Below are 16,569 nucleotides of genomic sequence, written 5' to 3'. Positions count from 1 at the left end.
GCCGCCGGCCTGCCCGCGCACGCCGCCCGCGGGACTGGTACGCGGTGGATGCGGGTGAATGCGGGTGGATCCAGGGCTGGAGCCGGGCGGGGCCGAGGTGAAATAGCCCGGGAAAGATGAAAAGCTGTGCTTATGCCCGAATCCAGCGCAGCCGCGCCTGCCCCGAAGAGCGCCCCGAGCGACTCCACTGCCCTTTACTCCGAGAAGCTTTGGCCGAACTTCTGGATCTGGCTGGTTGCGGCGGGGTTCTCCAGCGCCGGGATCCTCATGCTGGCGCCCATCAGCATCTGGGCCGGTATTACCGCAGCGATCGTGCTCTTCGTCATCATCTCCGTGCTGCTGGTCCTGTCCACGCCGTCAATCACGGTCACGAGGACCACCCTGAAGGTGGGCAGGGCCACGATTGATCGCGGGTTCCTGGGCAAGGCCACGGCGTTCCGGGGCAAAGAAGCGACGGCGGAGCGGGGCACCCGGCTCAATGGGCTGGCGTTCCTGTGTATCCGCGGCTGGGTGGATCCGGTGGTCCGGATCGAGATCCAGGACCCCTCGGACCGCACCCCGTACTGGCTGGCGTCCAGCCGCCACCCGGAGCAACTGATCGCCGCGCTCAACGCTTAGTTCCCACCGCCTCCTGCACGGCTCTCCCCAACTCCCAGAGGGGACCTCACGTCGCCCCCTCCCCGGTCCTGAGATGCGTGCCCGGAATCCGGGTTCCTGGTCAGGACTGCCGCGCGCCTAGCCCTCGCAATCCTTGCAGTACTTGAGGCCGTCCTTTTCGCGGGCAATCTGCGAACGGTGGCGGACGAGGAAGCAGGAGGCACACGTGAATTCGTCAGCCTGAGCGGGCAGGACCCGGACCAGCAGTTCCTCCCCGGACAGGTCCGCGCCGGGAAGTTCGTAGCCTTCGGCGAGGTCGGACTCATCTTCATCCACCACGGCGGAAGGCTTCTCCGTACGCCGCGCCTTCAGAGCCTCAATCGAATCCTCGCTGATGTCTTCTTCGGTCTTACGCGGCGCATCGTAATCAGTCGCCATTATTTGTTGCTCACACTCCGCATTCGTTCGATTGATTCGCCGTTCCAGGATGGCCCGCCGGGATGGTAACCCTGGGCTCCGGGAACGGTTCACCGTTGTAACGCCGGACATGCGGTTTTTGTGCCCGGTGTCGGGTCATTTTTGCTTAAGCGCCTCCCGAATGCCAGAGCCCACCGGTCCCCTCGCCCCGATCTCTCCCGCAGACCGGCAAAAACCGGCGGAAAGTAGCGGAAAATCACGGCGCGCCTGCCGTCCTAAGCCGAAATGCATCCGGCTGGTGGCAGAGTTTCGATTGTTAGTAATGCCAGGGTGGAGGATTTGTATGCAGGATCTACGGCTTGTAGGCGTCCACGACGACGGAGAGCATCTCCTGTTGAGTGGCACCGGCGGCGAGATGTTCCAGCTGCCGATCGATGAAGCACTTCGGGTGGCAGCCAGCCGGACGTCGGCGAAGACCGCGTCCAGCGCGGCCGCACCCCCTATTGCCATGTCGCCGCGCGACATCCAGACCAGGATTCGCAACGGGGCCACCGCCGCCGAAGTGGCGGAACTGTCCGGAATTCCGCTGGAGAAAGTCCAGCGCTATGAGGGCCCGGTCCTGGCCGAACGCGAGTACATCGCGCAGCAGGCCCGCAAGGTGGAGGTCGCCTCCCCCGCCCCGGGCCACGACGCCTACCGGTCGGTGTTCGGTGAAAACCCGGCGTCCCTCAGCGAGATGGTGGAGCACCGGCTCAGGGCCTACGGCGTCGAGCCCTCAACACTTGAGTGGGATTCCTGGCGACGTCCCGACGGCAGCTGGAACGTGGTGGCCCGCTTCGAGCCCAAGCCCGGCGGCCCGGCCGGTATCGGCGAGGAGCCGCCGGCCCTGTGGACCTTCCATCCCGCCCGGAAGACCCTGCAAAACGCCAACCGCTGGGCCCAGCAGCTGAGCGAACTTGAGCCGCTCGAAGGCCCCGTGCCGACCCGGCGCCTTACCGCCGTCTCCGACCGGCCTTTCGACTTTGAAACCGATGCCGAGGCAGCGGCCCGCACAGCGACCGGCCAGCACAGCATTATTCACCAGATGCTGCTCCAGCAGGACAGGATCCACCAGGAACAAGACGCCGACGGGCTGCTGGACATGCTGCGTTCCCGCCGCGGACAGCGGATCGGCGTGGACGAGGACGCGGACGACGCCCTTGCCACGCTCCTGACCACCGGCGTCCCCGCGGCCCACCCCCGTCCCTCGGAGGTCCCGGAAGCAGCCGGGCTTCCGGCAGCTGTGGAACCGGATGCCGTCCCCGAATCCGCTGCGGAGGGCGATCCCGCCCCGGCCCAGACCGACCCGGCCCTCATCAACCCCGGCCTGCCGGACGTACCGGCAGTGGAGGCGGCCGCCCCGTCGGAAACCGACCCCTTCACGCGGCGGCGCGACGGCAGGCCGTCGATGCTCTCGCGGCTGAGCCTCGCACCGCGCCTCCCGGAGGAGGACGATGCCTTGAAACTGCACGATGGCGTCAGCACCGAGACCCGGGAAGTCACCATCGCGGCCTCGCAACTGCGCCCGGCCCCTAAGAGCGGCCCGACCGCGAGCCCGGGCCTGGATGAATTGATCGGCGGCGGAACGTCCCGGCGGCAGCACCGCGAATCCCACGCCGCTGCCCGGAACGAGCCCGGAACGGACCAGCCCGAGCGCCAGCCGGCCAAGCCGAAGCGCTCCAGCGTTCCGAGCTGGGACGAAATCGTCTTCGGAACCCGCAACGACCAATAAGAGCCGGGCCCGCGTTTCCGGCAAGAATTTCAGGCAGGGATTTCCGTCCCGAAATTTCAGGCAGGGATTTCCGTCCCGAATTCAGGCGGGAGCGTCAGCCGCGGGGCGCTTTTTTACCGTCGGCCTGGAAGTAGAGCAGCGGGACTTCCCGCTCGGCTTTCGTCAGGGAACCGTGCTGGCCCACAACCTCAAGGGCAGTGGGCCGGACCCTGCGTGTATCATAAAGCGCCAGCGCGTCCCGGGCCGCGATCATGACCTCGCCGATCCGCGAGACGGCCTCGGCGCGCACGTCGCCGAACAGGCCGCCCGCGATCGCTTCCTCACGGGTGAAGGCCCATATTCTGTCCCCGAAACGGGACCGCCAGTTGGCCAGCAGGCGGCCGCGGGCGGCGTCGTCCGTCCTATCCTCGAGGTAGAGGTGGACCATGCGCGGCTCTCCAGCGGTGTGCCGCACGCCGGCGAGCAGCGCCGGCTCCGCGGAGTAGTCGATCCGCTGCGATTCGGGCACGTCCACCATTCCGTGGTCCGCCGTCAGCAGCACCGTGGTGCCGGCCGGCAGGGTGGCGTTGAGCCGGCGCACCGTGGCATCGAGTTCTTCCAGCTGGTGCTCCCACTGGGCTGACTGGCAGCCGTGGCGGTGCCCGGCCTTGTCGAGCTCATTGACATAGAAGTACATCAGCGAGGGACCGGCGCTGGCCATGGCCTCGGCGGCAGCTTCGGTCCGGGCGTGCGACGTGGTTCCGGTGAGGAAGCGGCCTCCGCGGAGCGCGGCCTCGGTCATGGCCGAGGTGCTGAACTGCGGCAGGCTGACCGTCGTGACACCGACGTGTTCCGCGGCCCGTTCGAAAACGGTGGGGAACGGCTGCCACGTCCGCGGGTCCACGCCGGCGTCCCAGTTGCCCAGCATGTTCACTACCCGGTCCTGATCCGGATCCAGGACGTCATAGCCCACCATGCCGTGCTGGCCCGCCGACAGTCCGGTGCCAAAGCTGGCGAGGGATGCCGCGGTGGTGGACGGGAACGCCGAGTCCAGCGACACGGGCACCTGGCCCTGGCCGGCCTGCTGGACCGCACGCAGGAACGGGGTGTGGGCGCTCTTCTGCTTCAACAGGTTCCGGCCCAGCCCGTCGGCCAGCACCACGCACACGCGTTTGGCGGCCGGAAGGTTCAGTTTGTTCTCAAAGCCCGGGACACCCAGGCTGGCGGCGGCGCTGGTGAGCACCTCGGCGATGGAACGGTGTCCGAACGCCGGGGCGGCCGGGAGCGGGGACGGACCAGCGCCGGCGGCCAGCGGGACGGCGGCGGCGTCGGCGGCCAGGGAGGGAGCCAATACCGGGATTGACAGCTGATCTTCGGCTGGCTCAGGCTGACGGAGATGGGCCATGTCAGCGCTGGTGGCCGCGGCTGAGGCGGTTTCCGAACACGCCCATCCGCGGTCGGGGCGGCAGCCCGGGCCCGTTGTGCGGGACCGGCGCCGCGGAGCCGGTGTTCACGGCACGGAGGGCGCGGGCGAAGAGCTTGGCGTCCTGTACGGCCTGCAGGCCGTCCGCTTCGGCGCTGATGCGCAGGACGATGTCTTCCTGGGCAATGGTGCCGCTGTAGCCGTGATCGGCCTCGCACTGCGGGTCCCCGCAGCTGGCCGGACCCATGTCGAGGCGCTGGCCGCCGGACCATGCAATGGACAACGTCAGCTCGCGGACAGGGTCGGAAGGCTTGTAGTCCTGCGGCTGGGCGTAGACATAGCTCAAGACCACCGAGCGGATCTGGGTGACCGGAACGGACTCGGTGGACACCTGGGCGACGGTCTGCTCGCCGGCCTCGTCGAGCTGCTGGTCGTCGACATGGGTGATGACCAACATGTCGTCGGTCAACACCAGAACGGTGATGTGGCGGCGGACCTCGGCCCTGTCGAAGTGTGTCTCGAGATGTACGAGGTGGGCCACGCAATCACGGCCATCCAGGGCATCGGCGACGACGTCGGCCACGAGCCGGGGGTAAAAACCGGCCTGCTGGAGGGCCCCTTCCAGGCTCTGGCCCTGCGCACTGTGGTCATGGAGGCCGTGGTGGTGCGCGGTCTGGCGTGCGGGGGCGGTCGCCAGGGGCTTGGGTGCTGGAGGCTGGGTGCTCATAGTCTCCATTTTCACAGATCAGCTGGGGACTTGCTAACTGCCGGGCCCCGGACACGGGCTGCAGCCCGGGAGGTTCGACCCTAACTGCGCATCGCCCGGCGCGCACTGTCGGTCCGCTGGGCGGCGTTCGCGATCCTGACATCGGCGGCCAGGATCGAGGCACCATCGGGCCCGGCGAGGACGGGATTGAAATGCACCAGCGCGATCTCCGGGTGGTTGTCCTTCAGCCTGGTGAGGCGGGCGGCGAGGTCCTCGAGCGCCGCGACGTCGACGGCGGGCAGGCCCTGGTAGCCGAAAAGCTTCCGCGACGCCCGGGGCGCCCGGATGAAGTCGTGGACGTCGGAACCGGAGAGCGGCGGCACGCGGTGGGCCCAGTCGTCGAGCAGGTTCACGGCGTCTCCGGCCAGGCCAAAGGAGATCACCGGCCCCAGTAGCGGGTCTTCGATGGCGCGGAAAGTGCAGGCCTGCCCCACGGGCACCATGGTCTGCACTTCCAGGGACGGCGAGCCGTACCGCTCGAGCGACTTGCGCATCTCCAGCACGTTGCGCCGCAGCGAATCGGCGTCCTGGATGTCCAGCCGCACACCTCCCAGGTCCAGCCGGTGCCGCAGGGCCGGGTCCGTGGTCTTCAATGCCACGGGCCAGCCGAGCTGCCCGGCCGCGGCCACGGCCTCCTCCGCCGTTTGGAACCCGACGGACGGGACCAGCCGGATGCCGTAGTGGCCCAGCAGCCGGGCGGCCGTGTCCTGGTCCAGCCGGACGAGCTGCTCGCCGCCCACATCGCGCAGAAGGACCTCCAGGTCCGCCCGGGCGGGCTCCGGGTGGCACCCTTCGGGTTCCACGAACAGGCCCTGGTCCCGGTCCAGCCATTGGGCGTAGCGCACGACGGCGGCAAGGGCCGCCACCGCCGCACCCGGGTTGGAGTAGCACGGGACCGGCGGAGCGGGGGCGGCCTGGTGGGGCTGGTCAGGTTCGGCGCCGACCATGCCCTCCACATAGATGGAGGGATCAAGGATTCCGCTAAAGGCGGCCACCACCGGCTTGCCGGCCGCCGCGGAGCATTCGGCCAGCACACCGGCGATCTTTTCGACGGTGAGACCGTGCGCCGGCAGCAGCGCGACCACCGCGGCGTGCACCGTGTCCGCGGTCAGGGTTTCCTGCAGGCTCCGCCGCAGGGCAGGCAGCGCCCGTGACATGCCCGCGTCGAGGTCAACGTCGGTCACGATCCGTTCCACGCCGAGCCCCTGGCGGGCGGCACTGTCCGCGACCACCTTGCCAAGGGCGCGCGAGTTGCTGAAGACGGCGATGCCGGGGCCCCCGGGCAGCGGCTGGCTCGAGACGATCTGGGCGACGTCCATGAGCTCTTCGATGGTCTCGACCCGGATCACCCCCGCCTGCCGCATCATGGCGTCCAACGCTTCCGAGGGAGCCTGGGTGGTGCGGACGGCATGACCGGGCGGCAGGTTCAGGCCCATGGCGTCGGACTTGGCCACAATCACCGGTTTGGTGCGGGCAAGGCGGCGGGCCAGCCGGGAGAACTTGCGCGGGTTGCCGATCGATTCCAGGTACAGGCCCACCGCCGTGGTGTCGGCGTCATCTTCCCAGTACTGCATCATGTCGTTGCCGGAGACGTCGGCCCGGTTGCCGGCCGAAAGGAAGGTCGAGATGCCAACCCGGCGCCGGCTGGAGGCCGCGTAGAGGGAGACGCCGATCGCGGCCGACTGGCTGAACAGCCCCAGGCCGCCGCGGCGGGCCAGGGCCGGTGCCATCGAGGCGTTGAGGGACACGGCCGGGTTGGTGTTGACGATGCCCAGGGACGCCGGGCCGATCACGCGCATGCCGTTTTCCCGGGCCTGCCGCACCAGTTCGCGCTGGCGCGCCAGGCCGCGTTCGCCGTCGTCCGCGTACCCAGCGGTGGCCACCACGATTCCCTTGACCCCGGCGGCCGCGCATTCCTGGACCACCTTGGGGACCTCGTCGTACGGGACCGCGATGATGGCGAGCGTGACCGGGCCGGGAACCTCGGAGAGCCGGGCGAAGGAGAGCATGCCGGCCAGTTCCAGGGCCTCCGGGTTGATCGCATAGACCGGGCCGCTGAAGCCGCCTTCGATGACATGCTCGAGCAGCTGGTAGCCCACGGTGCCCCATTTGCGGCTGGCTCCGATCACGGCCACGGACGCCGGGGCGAGCAGTTCCTGGATGCTGCGGGCCTCGGCGCGGTGCTCGCGGGATTCCATCACGGCGCGGGATTTGTCGGTGGGGTCGATGTTGAACTCGAGGCTGACGACGCCGTCGTCGAAGTGGCGTTTGACGTCGTAGCCGGCGTCGGAGAAGACCATGAGCATCTTGCGGTTCTCCGGAAGCACCTCGGCGCTGAACTTGCGGATCCCGTTCTCGCGGGCCGCGGCGGCGAGGTGTTCGAGCAGGATCGAGCCGATGCCGCGGCCCTGGTGGGCGTCGGCGATGTTGAAGGCGACCTCGGCCTCGGCCGGGTCATCGAGCCGGTCGTAACGGCCGATGCCCAGGATTTCGCCCCCGATGGTGATCACCAGGGCCACCCGGTCCTTGTAGTCCACCTCGGTGAAGCGCTTGAGTTCCTTGCTGGAAAGCCTGGACTTGAAGGCGAAGAAGCGCATGTAGATGGACTTCTGGGACTGGCCCACGTGGAAGGCCTGGACCGCATCTGCATCGGAGGGGTGGATGGGGCGCACGTGCGCCGTGCCGCCGTCGCGCAGGACAACATCGGCTTCCCAATATTCCGGATATACGCCGTCCGCCGGCTGATCCACCATAGGCTTAGCCTAGTCATAAACTTACGCAGTACCCGTTCAGCACCCCTCAGAAGGATCCACCAGCCTTATGGCACGCCGCCAAACCACGCCCCCGGCAGGGGAACCCAGCCAGGATTTCGTTGAGAACATCGTCGATATCGATGTCACGTCCGAGATGGAAGGCTCATTCCTCGAATACGCCTATTCGGTGATCTATTCGCGGGCCCTCCCCGACGCCCGCGACGGCCTGAAGCCCGTCCAGCGGCGGATCCTCTACATGATGTCCGACATGGGGCTGCGCCCGGACCGCGGCCACGTCAAGAGCGCCCGCGTGGTAGGCGAGGTCATGGGCAAGCTGCACCCGCACGGTGACGCCGCGATCTACGACGCCATGGTGCGCATGGCCCAGGACTTTTCCCTGCGGCTGCCGCTGATCGACGGACACGGCAACTTTGGCTCGCTCGACGACGGCCCGGCGGCGCCCCGCTACACGGAAGCCCGGCTGGCGGCCGCGGCCCTGACCCTCACCGACCACCTCGACGAGGACGTCGTCGATTTCGTTCCCAACTACGACAACCAGCTGACCCAGCCGGACGTGCTGCCGGCCGCGTTCCCCAACCTGCTGGTCAACGGCGCGACGGGCATCGCCGTCGGCATGGCCACCAATATGGCCCCGCACAACCTGGTGGAGGTCATCGCCGCGGCCCGGCACCTGATCGACAACCCGGACGCCACGCTCGAGGACATCATGAGGTTCGTCCCCGGCCCGGACCTGCCCACCGGCGGCCGGATCGTGGGCCTGGACGGCATCCGCGACGCATATGCCACCGGCCGCGGCTCCTTCAAGACCCGGGCAAAGGTGGACATCGAGCAGCTCTCTGCCCGCCGCACCGGCCTGGTGGTCACGGAACTGCCGTACATGGTGGGCCCGGAAAAGGTGATCGAGAAGATCAAGGATGCCGTCAACGGCAAGAAGCTCACCGGCATCAGCGACGTCGTGGACCTCACCGACCGCAAGCACGGCCTGCGCCTGGTCATTGAGCTCAAGAACGGCTTCAACCCCACTGCCGTGCTCCAGCAGCTCTACCGCTACACCCCGATGGAAGACTCCTTCGGCATCAACAACGTGACGCTCGTCGACGGCCAGCCGCAGACCCTCGGGCTGCTCCAGCTGCTCTCGGTCTACGTGGACCACCGGATCAACGTGGTCCGGCGCCGCACCGCGTTCCGGCTGGGCAAGAAGAAGGACCGCCTGCACCTGGTCGAAGGCCTCCTGGTCGCGATAGTGGACATTGACGAGGTCATCCAGATCATCCGGTCCTCCGACGAGGTGGCCGAGGCCCGTACCCGGCTGATGTCCATCTACGATCTCTCCGAGATCCAGGCCAACTACATCCTGGAACTGCGGCTGCGGCAGCTGACCAAGTATTCGCGGGTCGAGCTGGAGAAGGAGCAGGAGGAGCTCCGCCGGGAGATCGCGGAGCTTGAGGCGATCCTGGGCTCCCCCGTGCTGCTCCGTGCCCTGGTGTCCGACGAACTCGGCGAGATCGCGGAGAAGTACGGCACACCGCGCCGGACCGTCCTGCTGGAATCCGAGGCCGTCTCCCCCACCGTCGCCGCGGCACTGGGCGCAGCCGCCGGGGCCAAGGGCAAGGCCGCACCGCTGGCCCTTGAGATCGCGGACGATCCTTGCTGGGCCATCCTCACCGTGTCCGGACAGATTGCCCGCACCGCCAACCAGGACAGCCTGGCCGAGGCCGGACCGCGGACCCGGCATGACGTTTTCTCCTCCGTGGTCAAAACCACCGCCCGCGGCGAGATCGCCGCCGTGACCTCGCAGGGCCGCATGCTGCGCCTGCAGGTCATGGACATGCCTGTGCTGCCGCCAACCTCGGGTACCCCCAACATGGCCGGCGGGGTAGCGGCCAAGGATTTCATCACTCTGCTCAAGGGGGAATCACTCGTGGCCTTCGCACCGCTGGACCAGGTCCTGGCAATCGGAACCGCCCAGGGCGTGGTCAAGCGGGTGCAGCCGGACTATCCGCTGAACCGCGAAGACTGGGAAGCGATCGCGCTCAAAGACAAGGACACTGTGGTGGGCGTTGCCCCCGCCGGGTCCGACGACGACGACCTCGTCTTCATCACGCGGCAGGCCCAACTGCTGCGCTTCAGCGCCTCCGCCGTCCGCCCGCAGGGCCGGACGGCCGGCGGCATGGCCGGGATCAAGCTGGCCGCCGGGGACCGGGTGATGTTCTTCGGGACCGCCAGCGCCGCTGACGCCGCCGCCGTCGTCGTGACCATCGCGGGGACCGAAGGCGCGCTGCCGGGCACAGCCCCCGGGGCCGCGAAGGTCACCGCCCTGGCCGAGTACCCGATCAAGGGCCGGGCGACTGCCGGGGTGCGGGCACACCGTTTCCTCAAGGGCGAGGACACGCTGCTGCTCGGCTGGGCTGGGCACGGTCCGGCCAAGGCGTCCTCCCTGGCAGGTGTGGCGCGCTCACTCCCCGGCGAGCATGGCCGCCGCGACGGCTCCGGCATTCCGCTGTCCCAGGCGATCGACGCCATTGGACCCAGCATGGCGTGGTCAGAGGACCCGGAAGCCGGCAACGACACGTAGGACCGCGGACGAACGAAGCCCGGCCGGCGGCGCTGTCGCGCTCCGGCCGGGCTTCGTGATCAAGCGTTGCCTCCGGAGATCTCAGCCCCGGAAGCCTTGCCTGCATCCTGTGTGCCGGCGCTAGGGCATGTGGTTGAGGCTCAGGATGTTGCCCTCCGTGTCCAGGAACCACGCGGCCGAGCTTCCGTCCGGAGTGGTGGCGATGCCGTCCTCCGTTTTTAGGCCCGGGAAGTCGTATTCTTCGAAGACGACTCCCTTGGCTCGGAGTTCCGCAACGGCACCCGGAAGGTCCTCGACCACCCAGCCGATCTGCGTGTTCTTGGCCGTTCCGGCATTGGGCGTCTGGTACAGGAGGAAGCCGGTACCTCCGCCGCACTTGTACTGCAGGTTGTCCTCGGCATCCGCGTTCTCGGGTTCGAGCCCGAGCTTATCGCGGTAGAAATCCCGTGCACGGGCGATGTCCGCTGCCGGTAGCACTGCGCCGACTTGCTTGTCCTTGAGCATGGCTATTCTCTTTCCAGGCCCGCCCCCCGGAAGGAATGATACTCCTCCCCATCCCCCACGTACCTGAGAAACCGCGACGCTGAATTCCTTGGCCGGCGGGGGCGTTGGTGCGGAACTGCCCCGACACGGCGCCCGGATGTCGCCCGCTGGTTAGGCGAGATGTCCCCCGCTGGTCAGGCGAGGGAGAGGAAGAGCTTTTCGAGCTCCTTCCGGCCCATGGTGGTGTCTTCGCGGACGAGGCATTGCTCAAGTCCGCTGGCGATGATCGCGAATCCGGCCTTGTCCAGAGCCTTCGAGACGGCCGCCAACTGCGTGACGATGGCCCTGCAATCCCCGCCCTCCTCCAGCATGCGGGTCACAGCAGCGAGCTGACCCTGGGCGCGCTTGAGGCGGTTGACCACGGGGGTTAGTTCAGTCGGATCGAGTTGCATGAGGTCTCCAAAGGCGTAGGGGGCTTGCCATCACCATATACCCCACCGGGTATTTTGCATACCCCCGCGGGTATCTGCCATACTCGGTGGGGTATTCACCCACGACCCCTTTCGAGAGGCCCCCATGATTTCGCCTTCCACCGCCATTTCCGCTCTCGCTCCGGAGACCTTGCGCAGCTGGGTCACCGAGCATCAGGACCTCATGATCATTGACGTCCGTTCGGCCGCTGAGTTCGAGTCCATGCACATTCGCGGGTCATACAACGTGCCGCTGCCGCTGCTGTCCGAACACACCGATGAGCTTGCCGCCCGTCTGGGTAGCCGCGTCGTCCTCGTTTGCCAGTCAGGGGCCCGCGCTGAACAGGCGCGGCAGCGCCTCGGCAGTTCCGGCATCAATACGGCCTACGTCCTGACCGGCGGCGTCCCCGGCTTCGCAGCGGCCGGGGGTGACGTGGTCAAGGGCAAGGAACGCTGGGACCTGGAGCGGCAGGTCCGTCTCGCCGCCGGGTCGCTGGTGGTCCTCGGCCTGGCTGGCGGCAAGTTCGTCTCCCCCAGGATCCGGACGCTTGCCGGCGTCATCGGCGCTGGCCTGACCTTTTCCGCGGCGACCAACACCTGCGCCATGGGCCGGGCCATCTCGGCCTTGCCGTGGAACAAGTCCGCCACGGAGCCCACGCGCGAAACCGCCATCATGAACCTGCCGGTTGTTCCGGCTGAGCAGGCTCCGGCAGCATGATCGCGGCCCTGTCTCTGGGGCTCGTCGTCGGCATCGTTCTCGGTGTGGTGGGTGGCGGCGGGTCGATCATCGCCGTTCCCGCCCTGGTCTACGGCGTGGGCATGAGCCCCGCGGAGGCCATTCCCACCTCCCTGCTCGTGGTGGGCATCTCGTCCCTGGCGGCACTGGTGCCCAGGCTCCGTGAGGGCATCAACTGGCCAGTGGTCCTGATTGTCGGTGCCGCGGGCATCCCTGCCGCTTGGGCCGGAACCGCTCTGGGCCGCCTGCTCGATCCGAACATCCTGATGCTCGCCTTCGCTGGCATCATGGTGATCGCGGGGATCCGGATGCTCGCGCGGACCAAGGAAACCGACGGTTCCTGCAGCATCGGGCCCACCAGGGCTTTCCGCACCTGCGCCCCAAAGGCCGTCGGGGTTGGCCTCCTGGTCGGGTTCCTCACAGGGCTGCTGGGTGTGGGCGGAGGGTTCCTGATCACCCCGGCTCTCACACTGTTCCTGGGGCTGCGCATGAAACAGGCAGTCGGTTCCTCCCTGGCCATCATTGTGATCAATTCGACGGCGGGCTTCGGGGCCCACGCCGCAGGTTTCACGATCGAGTGGCCCACGGTTCTGGGCTTCGCGGTCCCGGCCATCCTTGGATCCCTCTTTGCTGCCCGGCTTGCCCGCCGGCTGCAGGACAAGCACATCCGGGTCTCCTTCGCGATGCTCATCTTTGTCGTAGCGGCATGGGTCACAACGAGCACCGTCACCGCCTGACCCGCCAACCCCCAACCCTGCCGCTGGAGAAGCTCCAGCGGGACCCCTAACGCCCTACCGAAAACCTGGCACAGCCGGCACGCAGGATCAGATACCAAACTTCCCCCACGAAGGAGAGCACCAATGCTTATCGAGCGCATTTACGATGAAGACCTCGCCCAGGCCAGCTACCTGATTGGCTGCCAGGCCAAGGGTGAGGCTGTTGTTGTGGACGGCCGCCGGGACATCGCGGTCTACCAGGAACTGGCCGAGAAGAACGGCATGAAGATTGTGGCCGTCACCGAAACCCACATTCACGCCGACTACCTCTCCGGCACCCGCGAGCTGGCCGCCGCCACCGGCGCCACGATCTACGTCTCCGGCGAAGGTGGCCCGGACTGGCAGTACGAATTCGACGGCGAACGGCTCTACGACGGCGACAGGATCGCACTCGGCAACATCACCATCCAGGCTCTGCATACCCCGGGCCACACCCCGGAGCACCTGTCCTTCCTGGTGACTGACGGCGCCTTCAGCGACCAGCCCGGCTACCTGCTCTCCGGCGACTTCGTCTTCTCCGGTGACCTGGGGCGCCCGGACCTGCTGGACGAAGCGGCCGGCGGCGTGGACACACGGTTTGAGGGTGCCAGGCAGCTCTTCGCCAGTCTGCGGGACAAATTCCTGCCCCTGCCCGACTACGTCCAGGTCCACCCGGCCCACGGCGCCGGCAGCGCCTGCGGCAAGGCCCTGGGCGCCATCCCCTCCACCACCGTCGGTTACGAACGGCTCTACGCCTGGTGGGGCCCGTACCTCGCCGCGAACGACGAGCAGGGGTTCGTCAATGAGCTTCTCGACGGCCAGCCGGACGCCCACGCCTACTTCGGGCGGATGAAGCGCGAAAACCGTATCGGCCCGGCAATTTTGAGGGAACGTGCCCCGCTGCAGGAGCTGGACATCGCCGCCGTGGCCAGGGATCTGGCTGCGGACAAGGCAACCTTCATAGACACCCGCTCCAACACCGAGGTCCATGAGGGCACCGTCACCGGCTCCCTGAACATCCCCGCCGGCAAGTCAGTGGCCAGCTACGGCGCCTGGGTCGTGAACCCGGAAACCGATAAGAACCCGTTGGTTCTGCTGGCCGCCGGGCCGGAGCAGGCCCAAGAGATGTGGGATCACTTGGTCCGCGTCGGCATCGACAACATCGCTGGCTACCTCACCGGCGTCGAAGGCCTGCCAACCTCTACCCCGCGGCTGATCCAGCCTGCCGATCTGGCCGACTTTGACGCTGCGATGGTGCTGGACGTCCGCAACCGCACCGAGCACCTGGCCGGACACATCCCCGGATCCCACCAGCTCAGCGGCGGCCGCGTCATGTGGCACCTCGACGAACTCCCGGCCGGAGGCACTATCGTGACCTACTGCCAAAGCGGCATCCGCAACTCCGTCGCGGCCAGCGCCCTGCGCCGCGCCGGGTACGACATCGTTGAACTCGACGGCAGCTACGCGGCCTGGGCCGCCCACCGGCACTCCGTGGCCTCATCCCGCTGACCCTGGGAAGGGACGTCCGTCGCCACGCCGGCCAGAGGCACGCGAAGCCAACGGAGACCGCCGCCGGACGGCGTCGAAGGCTCCCGGGCGGGAAGGCCTTCGGACTCTACCGGGCAGCCGAGGTCGGCCAAAGAATCGGAATAGCAATGGTCTGAGGCGAAAGGGCACCGGTCTTGATGTGGGGCTACGGCATGAATATGGGCTGGATGTGGATGTGGGGCGTACTCCTGCTCATCGGCATAGCGCTGCTGGTACTGGTCGCCGTGCGCATGTTTGCCGGAGGCGGCACTCACGGCGGGATGCAGGGACCGCAGGGTCCCTACCCCGGCAGGAGCCGGGCCCGGCAGATCCTCGATGAACGCTTTGCCCGGGGTGAACTGACGGCGGAGCAATACCGCGAGCAGCTAAAGGTTCTCGGCGAGGACCAATAGTGCTCCCAATGAGCCGCCGGAACGCGCTCCGGCTGGGCGGCCTCGGCACGGCAGCCATAGCCGCCGGCGGAGCCGGGCTCTGGTGGACGGGCAGTTCCCGGTTCTCGACCGTCGCGGGCGGAGACTTCACCGAGCCGAAGCAGCTGCGCAGCAGCAACGGACGGTTGCAGGTCCGGCTCGAAGCGTCCGCTGGCTCAGTGCAGCTCGGCGGCCAGCAGGCCTCGGCGCTTGGCTACAACGGCGGAATCCCCGGCCCAACCCTGCGTTTGAGGGGTGGGGACGTGTTCGCCGTCGAGCTGGTCAACAGCATGGACGTCCCGACAAACCTGCACGTCCACGGACTCCACGTTTCACCCCAGGGCAACGGAGACAACGTTTTCAACGTCGTCGAGCCCGGCCACTCGTTCCGCTACGAGTACCGGCTCCCTGCGGACCACCCGCCCGGCGTGTACTGGTACCACCCCCATCATCACGGCATGGTCGCCGATCAGATTTTCGCCGGCCTGTTCGGTGCGATCATCGTCGAGGACGCACAGCCCGTGGACGTCAGCCGCGAGCGGGTGATGGTCGTCTCTGACATCACCCTGGACGGCTCCGGAACCGTCGCCGGCCCCTCGCCCATGGACCGGATGCTCGGCCGGGAAGGTGAACTTGTCCTGGTGAACGGACAAAGCAACCCGAAACTTTCCGCCCGGCCGGGCGAGCGTGAGCGGTGGCGGATCGTGAACACGTGCGTGGCCCGCTACCTGCAGCTGCGCCTGGACGGGCAGCAGATGCAGCTCCTCGGCATGGATTCCGGCCGCTTCCCCACGCCCCGGAACGCGGACGAGGTGCTGCTGGCGCCGGGCAACCGTGCAGATGTCCTGGTCACAGCTGTCGAGGGCGACGCCACTCTCAGTGCCGTCTACTACAACCGTGGCAGCATGGCCGGCATGACGGGACCGGCAGGGCCAGCCCCCAACGGCGCCCAGGGCACAGGGGATCTCGTGCTGGCGACCCTCTCGGTCTCCGGCGCCCCGGCCGCTCCTCCTCCGGCGGTGCCGGCCCGGCCCGCAGCGGCAGACCTGAGGACCGCGGCCGTTGCCGCCCGCAGGCAGCTGACCTTCGCCGTCGGCGGCATGGGCATGGGGATGGGAATGAGTTTCACCATCAACGGCCGTGAATTCAACGCAAGCCGGACGGACTCCACTGTGGCCGCGCAGACGGTGGAGGAGTGGACCCTGATCAATCCCAGCCCGATGGACCATCCTTTCCACCTGCACGTCTGGCCGATGCAGATCATCGAGGAACAGAGCCAGGCGCCGGGCCAGCCCGTCTGGCGTGACGTCGTCAACATACCCGCCAACGGGCAGGTGCGGGTCCGGATCCACTTCAAGGATTTCACCGGCCGCTCCGTGTACCACTGCCACATCCTGGACCACGAGGACCAAGGAATGATGGGCGTCATCGAAGTCCGCTAGCCACCGGGAGCAAGTATCCCGACGACGGCCCGGCCAATGCCCAGCCTGTAGCCTTGACCTGGCTACCATCCAACACTGCCAACCGGAGGGAGAATGCCATGGCCGCAGCTTTCATGAGCCATGCCGCAACCGCCCTTCGCCGCGGCTTCCTGCTAGCGGGCCTGCTGGCTGTCGTGGCTGGATTCCTCGGGATGCACGTCATGACCGGAATGCATGGCGCTCATGCCATGACCGCGGTGACATCCTCCGCGGAAGCCGCGGGGCCATCTTCCCGGCCGGAGACCGGCCTCGCACCTCATCCGGCCGCCCATGCCCTGCAAGAGCGCACTATGGGCCATGACTCCTTGGCTCCGCGCCCTGCGACCCCAGCCGGTCCCGACCTGACGGCCGACAGCCGGGCCGCTGCCCCCGCGGTGTCGTGCG

General features: G+C 67.8%; 14 protein-coding genes. 8 read left to right on the top strand and 6 right to left on the bottom strand.

The window, feature by feature from the left end; all coding sequences use genetic code 11:
* The first annotated feature begins 132 nt into the window (after positions 1-132).
* The gene (locus AC1D0A_RS08095; protein WP_476945544.1) at positions 133-618 is read left to right on the top strand and encodes a DUF3093 domain-containing protein; all 486 of its coding nucleotides are present in this window, start codon (positions 133-135) and stop codon (positions 616-618) included.
* A 117-nt stretch (positions 619-735) separates the two neighbouring features.
* On the opposite strand, the gene AC1D0A_RS08090 is transcribed toward AC1D0A_RS08095, so the two are convergent.
* Positions 736-1,035, bottom strand: coding sequence for a DUF4193 domain-containing protein (locus AC1D0A_RS08090; protein WP_243179335.1), 300 nt, complete (start codon positions 1,033-1,035; stop codon positions 736-738).
* A gap of 322 nt (positions 1,036-1,357) precedes the next feature.
* On the opposite strand from AC1D0A_RS08090, the gene sepH reads away from it, so the two are divergent.
* Entirely contained in the window at positions 1,358-2,785 is a 1,428-nt protein-coding gene (gene sepH / locus AC1D0A_RS08085; RefSeq protein ID WP_476945543.1) for a septation protein SepH, read from the top strand.
* A gap of 94 nt (positions 2,786-2,879) precedes the next feature.
* Here the strand turns inward: sepH and AC1D0A_RS08080 are convergent, their stop codons facing one another.
* The 3 genes from AC1D0A_RS08080 to AC1D0A_RS08070 all read right to left on the bottom strand — a co-directional run bounded on the left by AC1D0A_RS08080 (position 2,880) and on the right by AC1D0A_RS08070 (position 7,706).
* Positions 2,880-4,169, bottom strand: coding sequence for an alkaline phosphatase family protein (locus AC1D0A_RS08080; protein ID WP_476945542.1), 1,290 nt, complete (start codon positions 4,167-4,169; stop codon positions 2,880-2,882).
* 1 nt (position 4,170) lies between these two features.
* The gene (locus AC1D0A_RS08075; RefSeq protein WP_223917079.1) at positions 4,171-4,914 is read right to left on the bottom strand and encodes a DUF5998 family protein; all 744 of its coding nucleotides are present in this window, start codon (positions 4,912-4,914) and stop codon (positions 4,171-4,173) included.
* A gap of 80 nt (positions 4,915-4,994) precedes the next feature.
* Complete coding sequence (locus AC1D0A_RS08070) at positions 4,995-7,706, bottom strand: bifunctional acetate--CoA ligase family protein/GNAT family N-acetyltransferase (RefSeq protein ID WP_476945541.1); 2,712 nt, start codon at positions 7,704-7,706, stop codon at positions 4,995-4,997.
* A 67-nt stretch (positions 7,707-7,773) separates the two neighbouring features.
* Here AC1D0A_RS08070 and AC1D0A_RS08065 point away from each other — a divergent pair, with 67 nt between their 5' ends.
* Positions 7,774-10,302, top strand: a complete 2,529-nt coding sequence (locus AC1D0A_RS08065; RefSeq protein ID WP_476945540.1) for a DNA gyrase/topoisomerase IV subunit A — start codon at positions 7,774-7,776, stop codon at positions 10,300-10,302.
* A gap of 120 nt (positions 10,303-10,422) precedes the next feature.
* Here the strand turns inward: AC1D0A_RS08065 and AC1D0A_RS08060 are convergent, their stop codons facing one another.
* Together AC1D0A_RS08060 and AC1D0A_RS08055 are read right to left on the bottom strand one after the other, a co-directional pair.
* Positions 10,423-10,806 (bottom strand): VOC family protein, encoded by a 384-nt coding sequence (locus tag AC1D0A_RS08060; protein ID WP_243179363.1) that lies wholly within the window; start codon positions 10,804-10,806, stop codon positions 10,423-10,425.
* A 173-nt stretch (positions 10,807-10,979) separates the two neighbouring features.
* Positions 10,980-11,237, bottom strand: coding sequence for a metal-sensitive transcriptional regulator (locus tag AC1D0A_RS08055; protein ID WP_476945539.1), 258 nt, complete (start codon positions 11,235-11,237; stop codon positions 10,980-10,982).
* Positions 11,238-11,361: 124 nt separating this feature from the next.
* On the opposite strand from AC1D0A_RS08055, the gene AC1D0A_RS08050 reads away from it, so the two are divergent.
* The 5 genes from AC1D0A_RS08050 to AC1D0A_RS08030 all read left to right on the top strand — a co-directional run bounded on the left by AC1D0A_RS08050 (position 11,362) and on the right by AC1D0A_RS08030 (position 16,146).
* Positions 11,362-11,973 (top strand): rhodanese-like domain-containing protein, encoded by a 612-nt coding sequence (locus AC1D0A_RS08050; protein WP_243179366.1) that lies wholly within the window; start codon positions 11,362-11,364, stop codon positions 11,971-11,973.
* Positions 11,970-12,728: a sulfite exporter TauE/SafE family protein gene (locus AC1D0A_RS08045; RefSeq protein WP_476945538.1), complete on the top strand. Its 759-nt coding sequence runs from the start codon at positions 11,970-11,972 to the stop codon at positions 12,726-12,728. The genes AC1D0A_RS08050 and AC1D0A_RS08045 overlap by 4 nt, the downstream gene beginning before the upstream one ends.
* Before the next feature lie 123 nt (positions 12,729-12,851).
* Complete coding sequence (locus AC1D0A_RS08040; RefSeq protein ID WP_476945537.1) at positions 12,852-14,255, top strand: MBL fold metallo-hydrolase; 1,404 nt, start codon at positions 12,852-12,854, stop codon at positions 14,253-14,255.
* Between the two features lie 173 nt (positions 14,256-14,428).
* Positions 14,429-14,686, top strand: coding sequence for an SHOCT domain-containing protein (locus AC1D0A_RS08035; protein ID WP_476945536.1), 258 nt, complete (start codon positions 14,429-14,431; stop codon positions 14,684-14,686).
* An 8-nt stretch (positions 14,687-14,694) separates the two neighbouring features.
* Positions 14,695-16,146: a multicopper oxidase family protein gene (locus AC1D0A_RS08030; RefSeq protein ID WP_476945535.1), complete on the top strand. Its 1,452-nt coding sequence runs from the start codon at positions 14,695-14,697 to the stop codon at positions 16,144-16,146.
* Positions 16,147-16,569 lie beyond the last annotated feature (423 nt).

The sequence above is a fragment of the Arthrobacter sp. P1_D4 genome (assembly GCF_056406115.1).
Note: the sequence above shows the minus strand (reverse complement) of the source record. Positions and strands in the feature narration are given on the sequence as shown.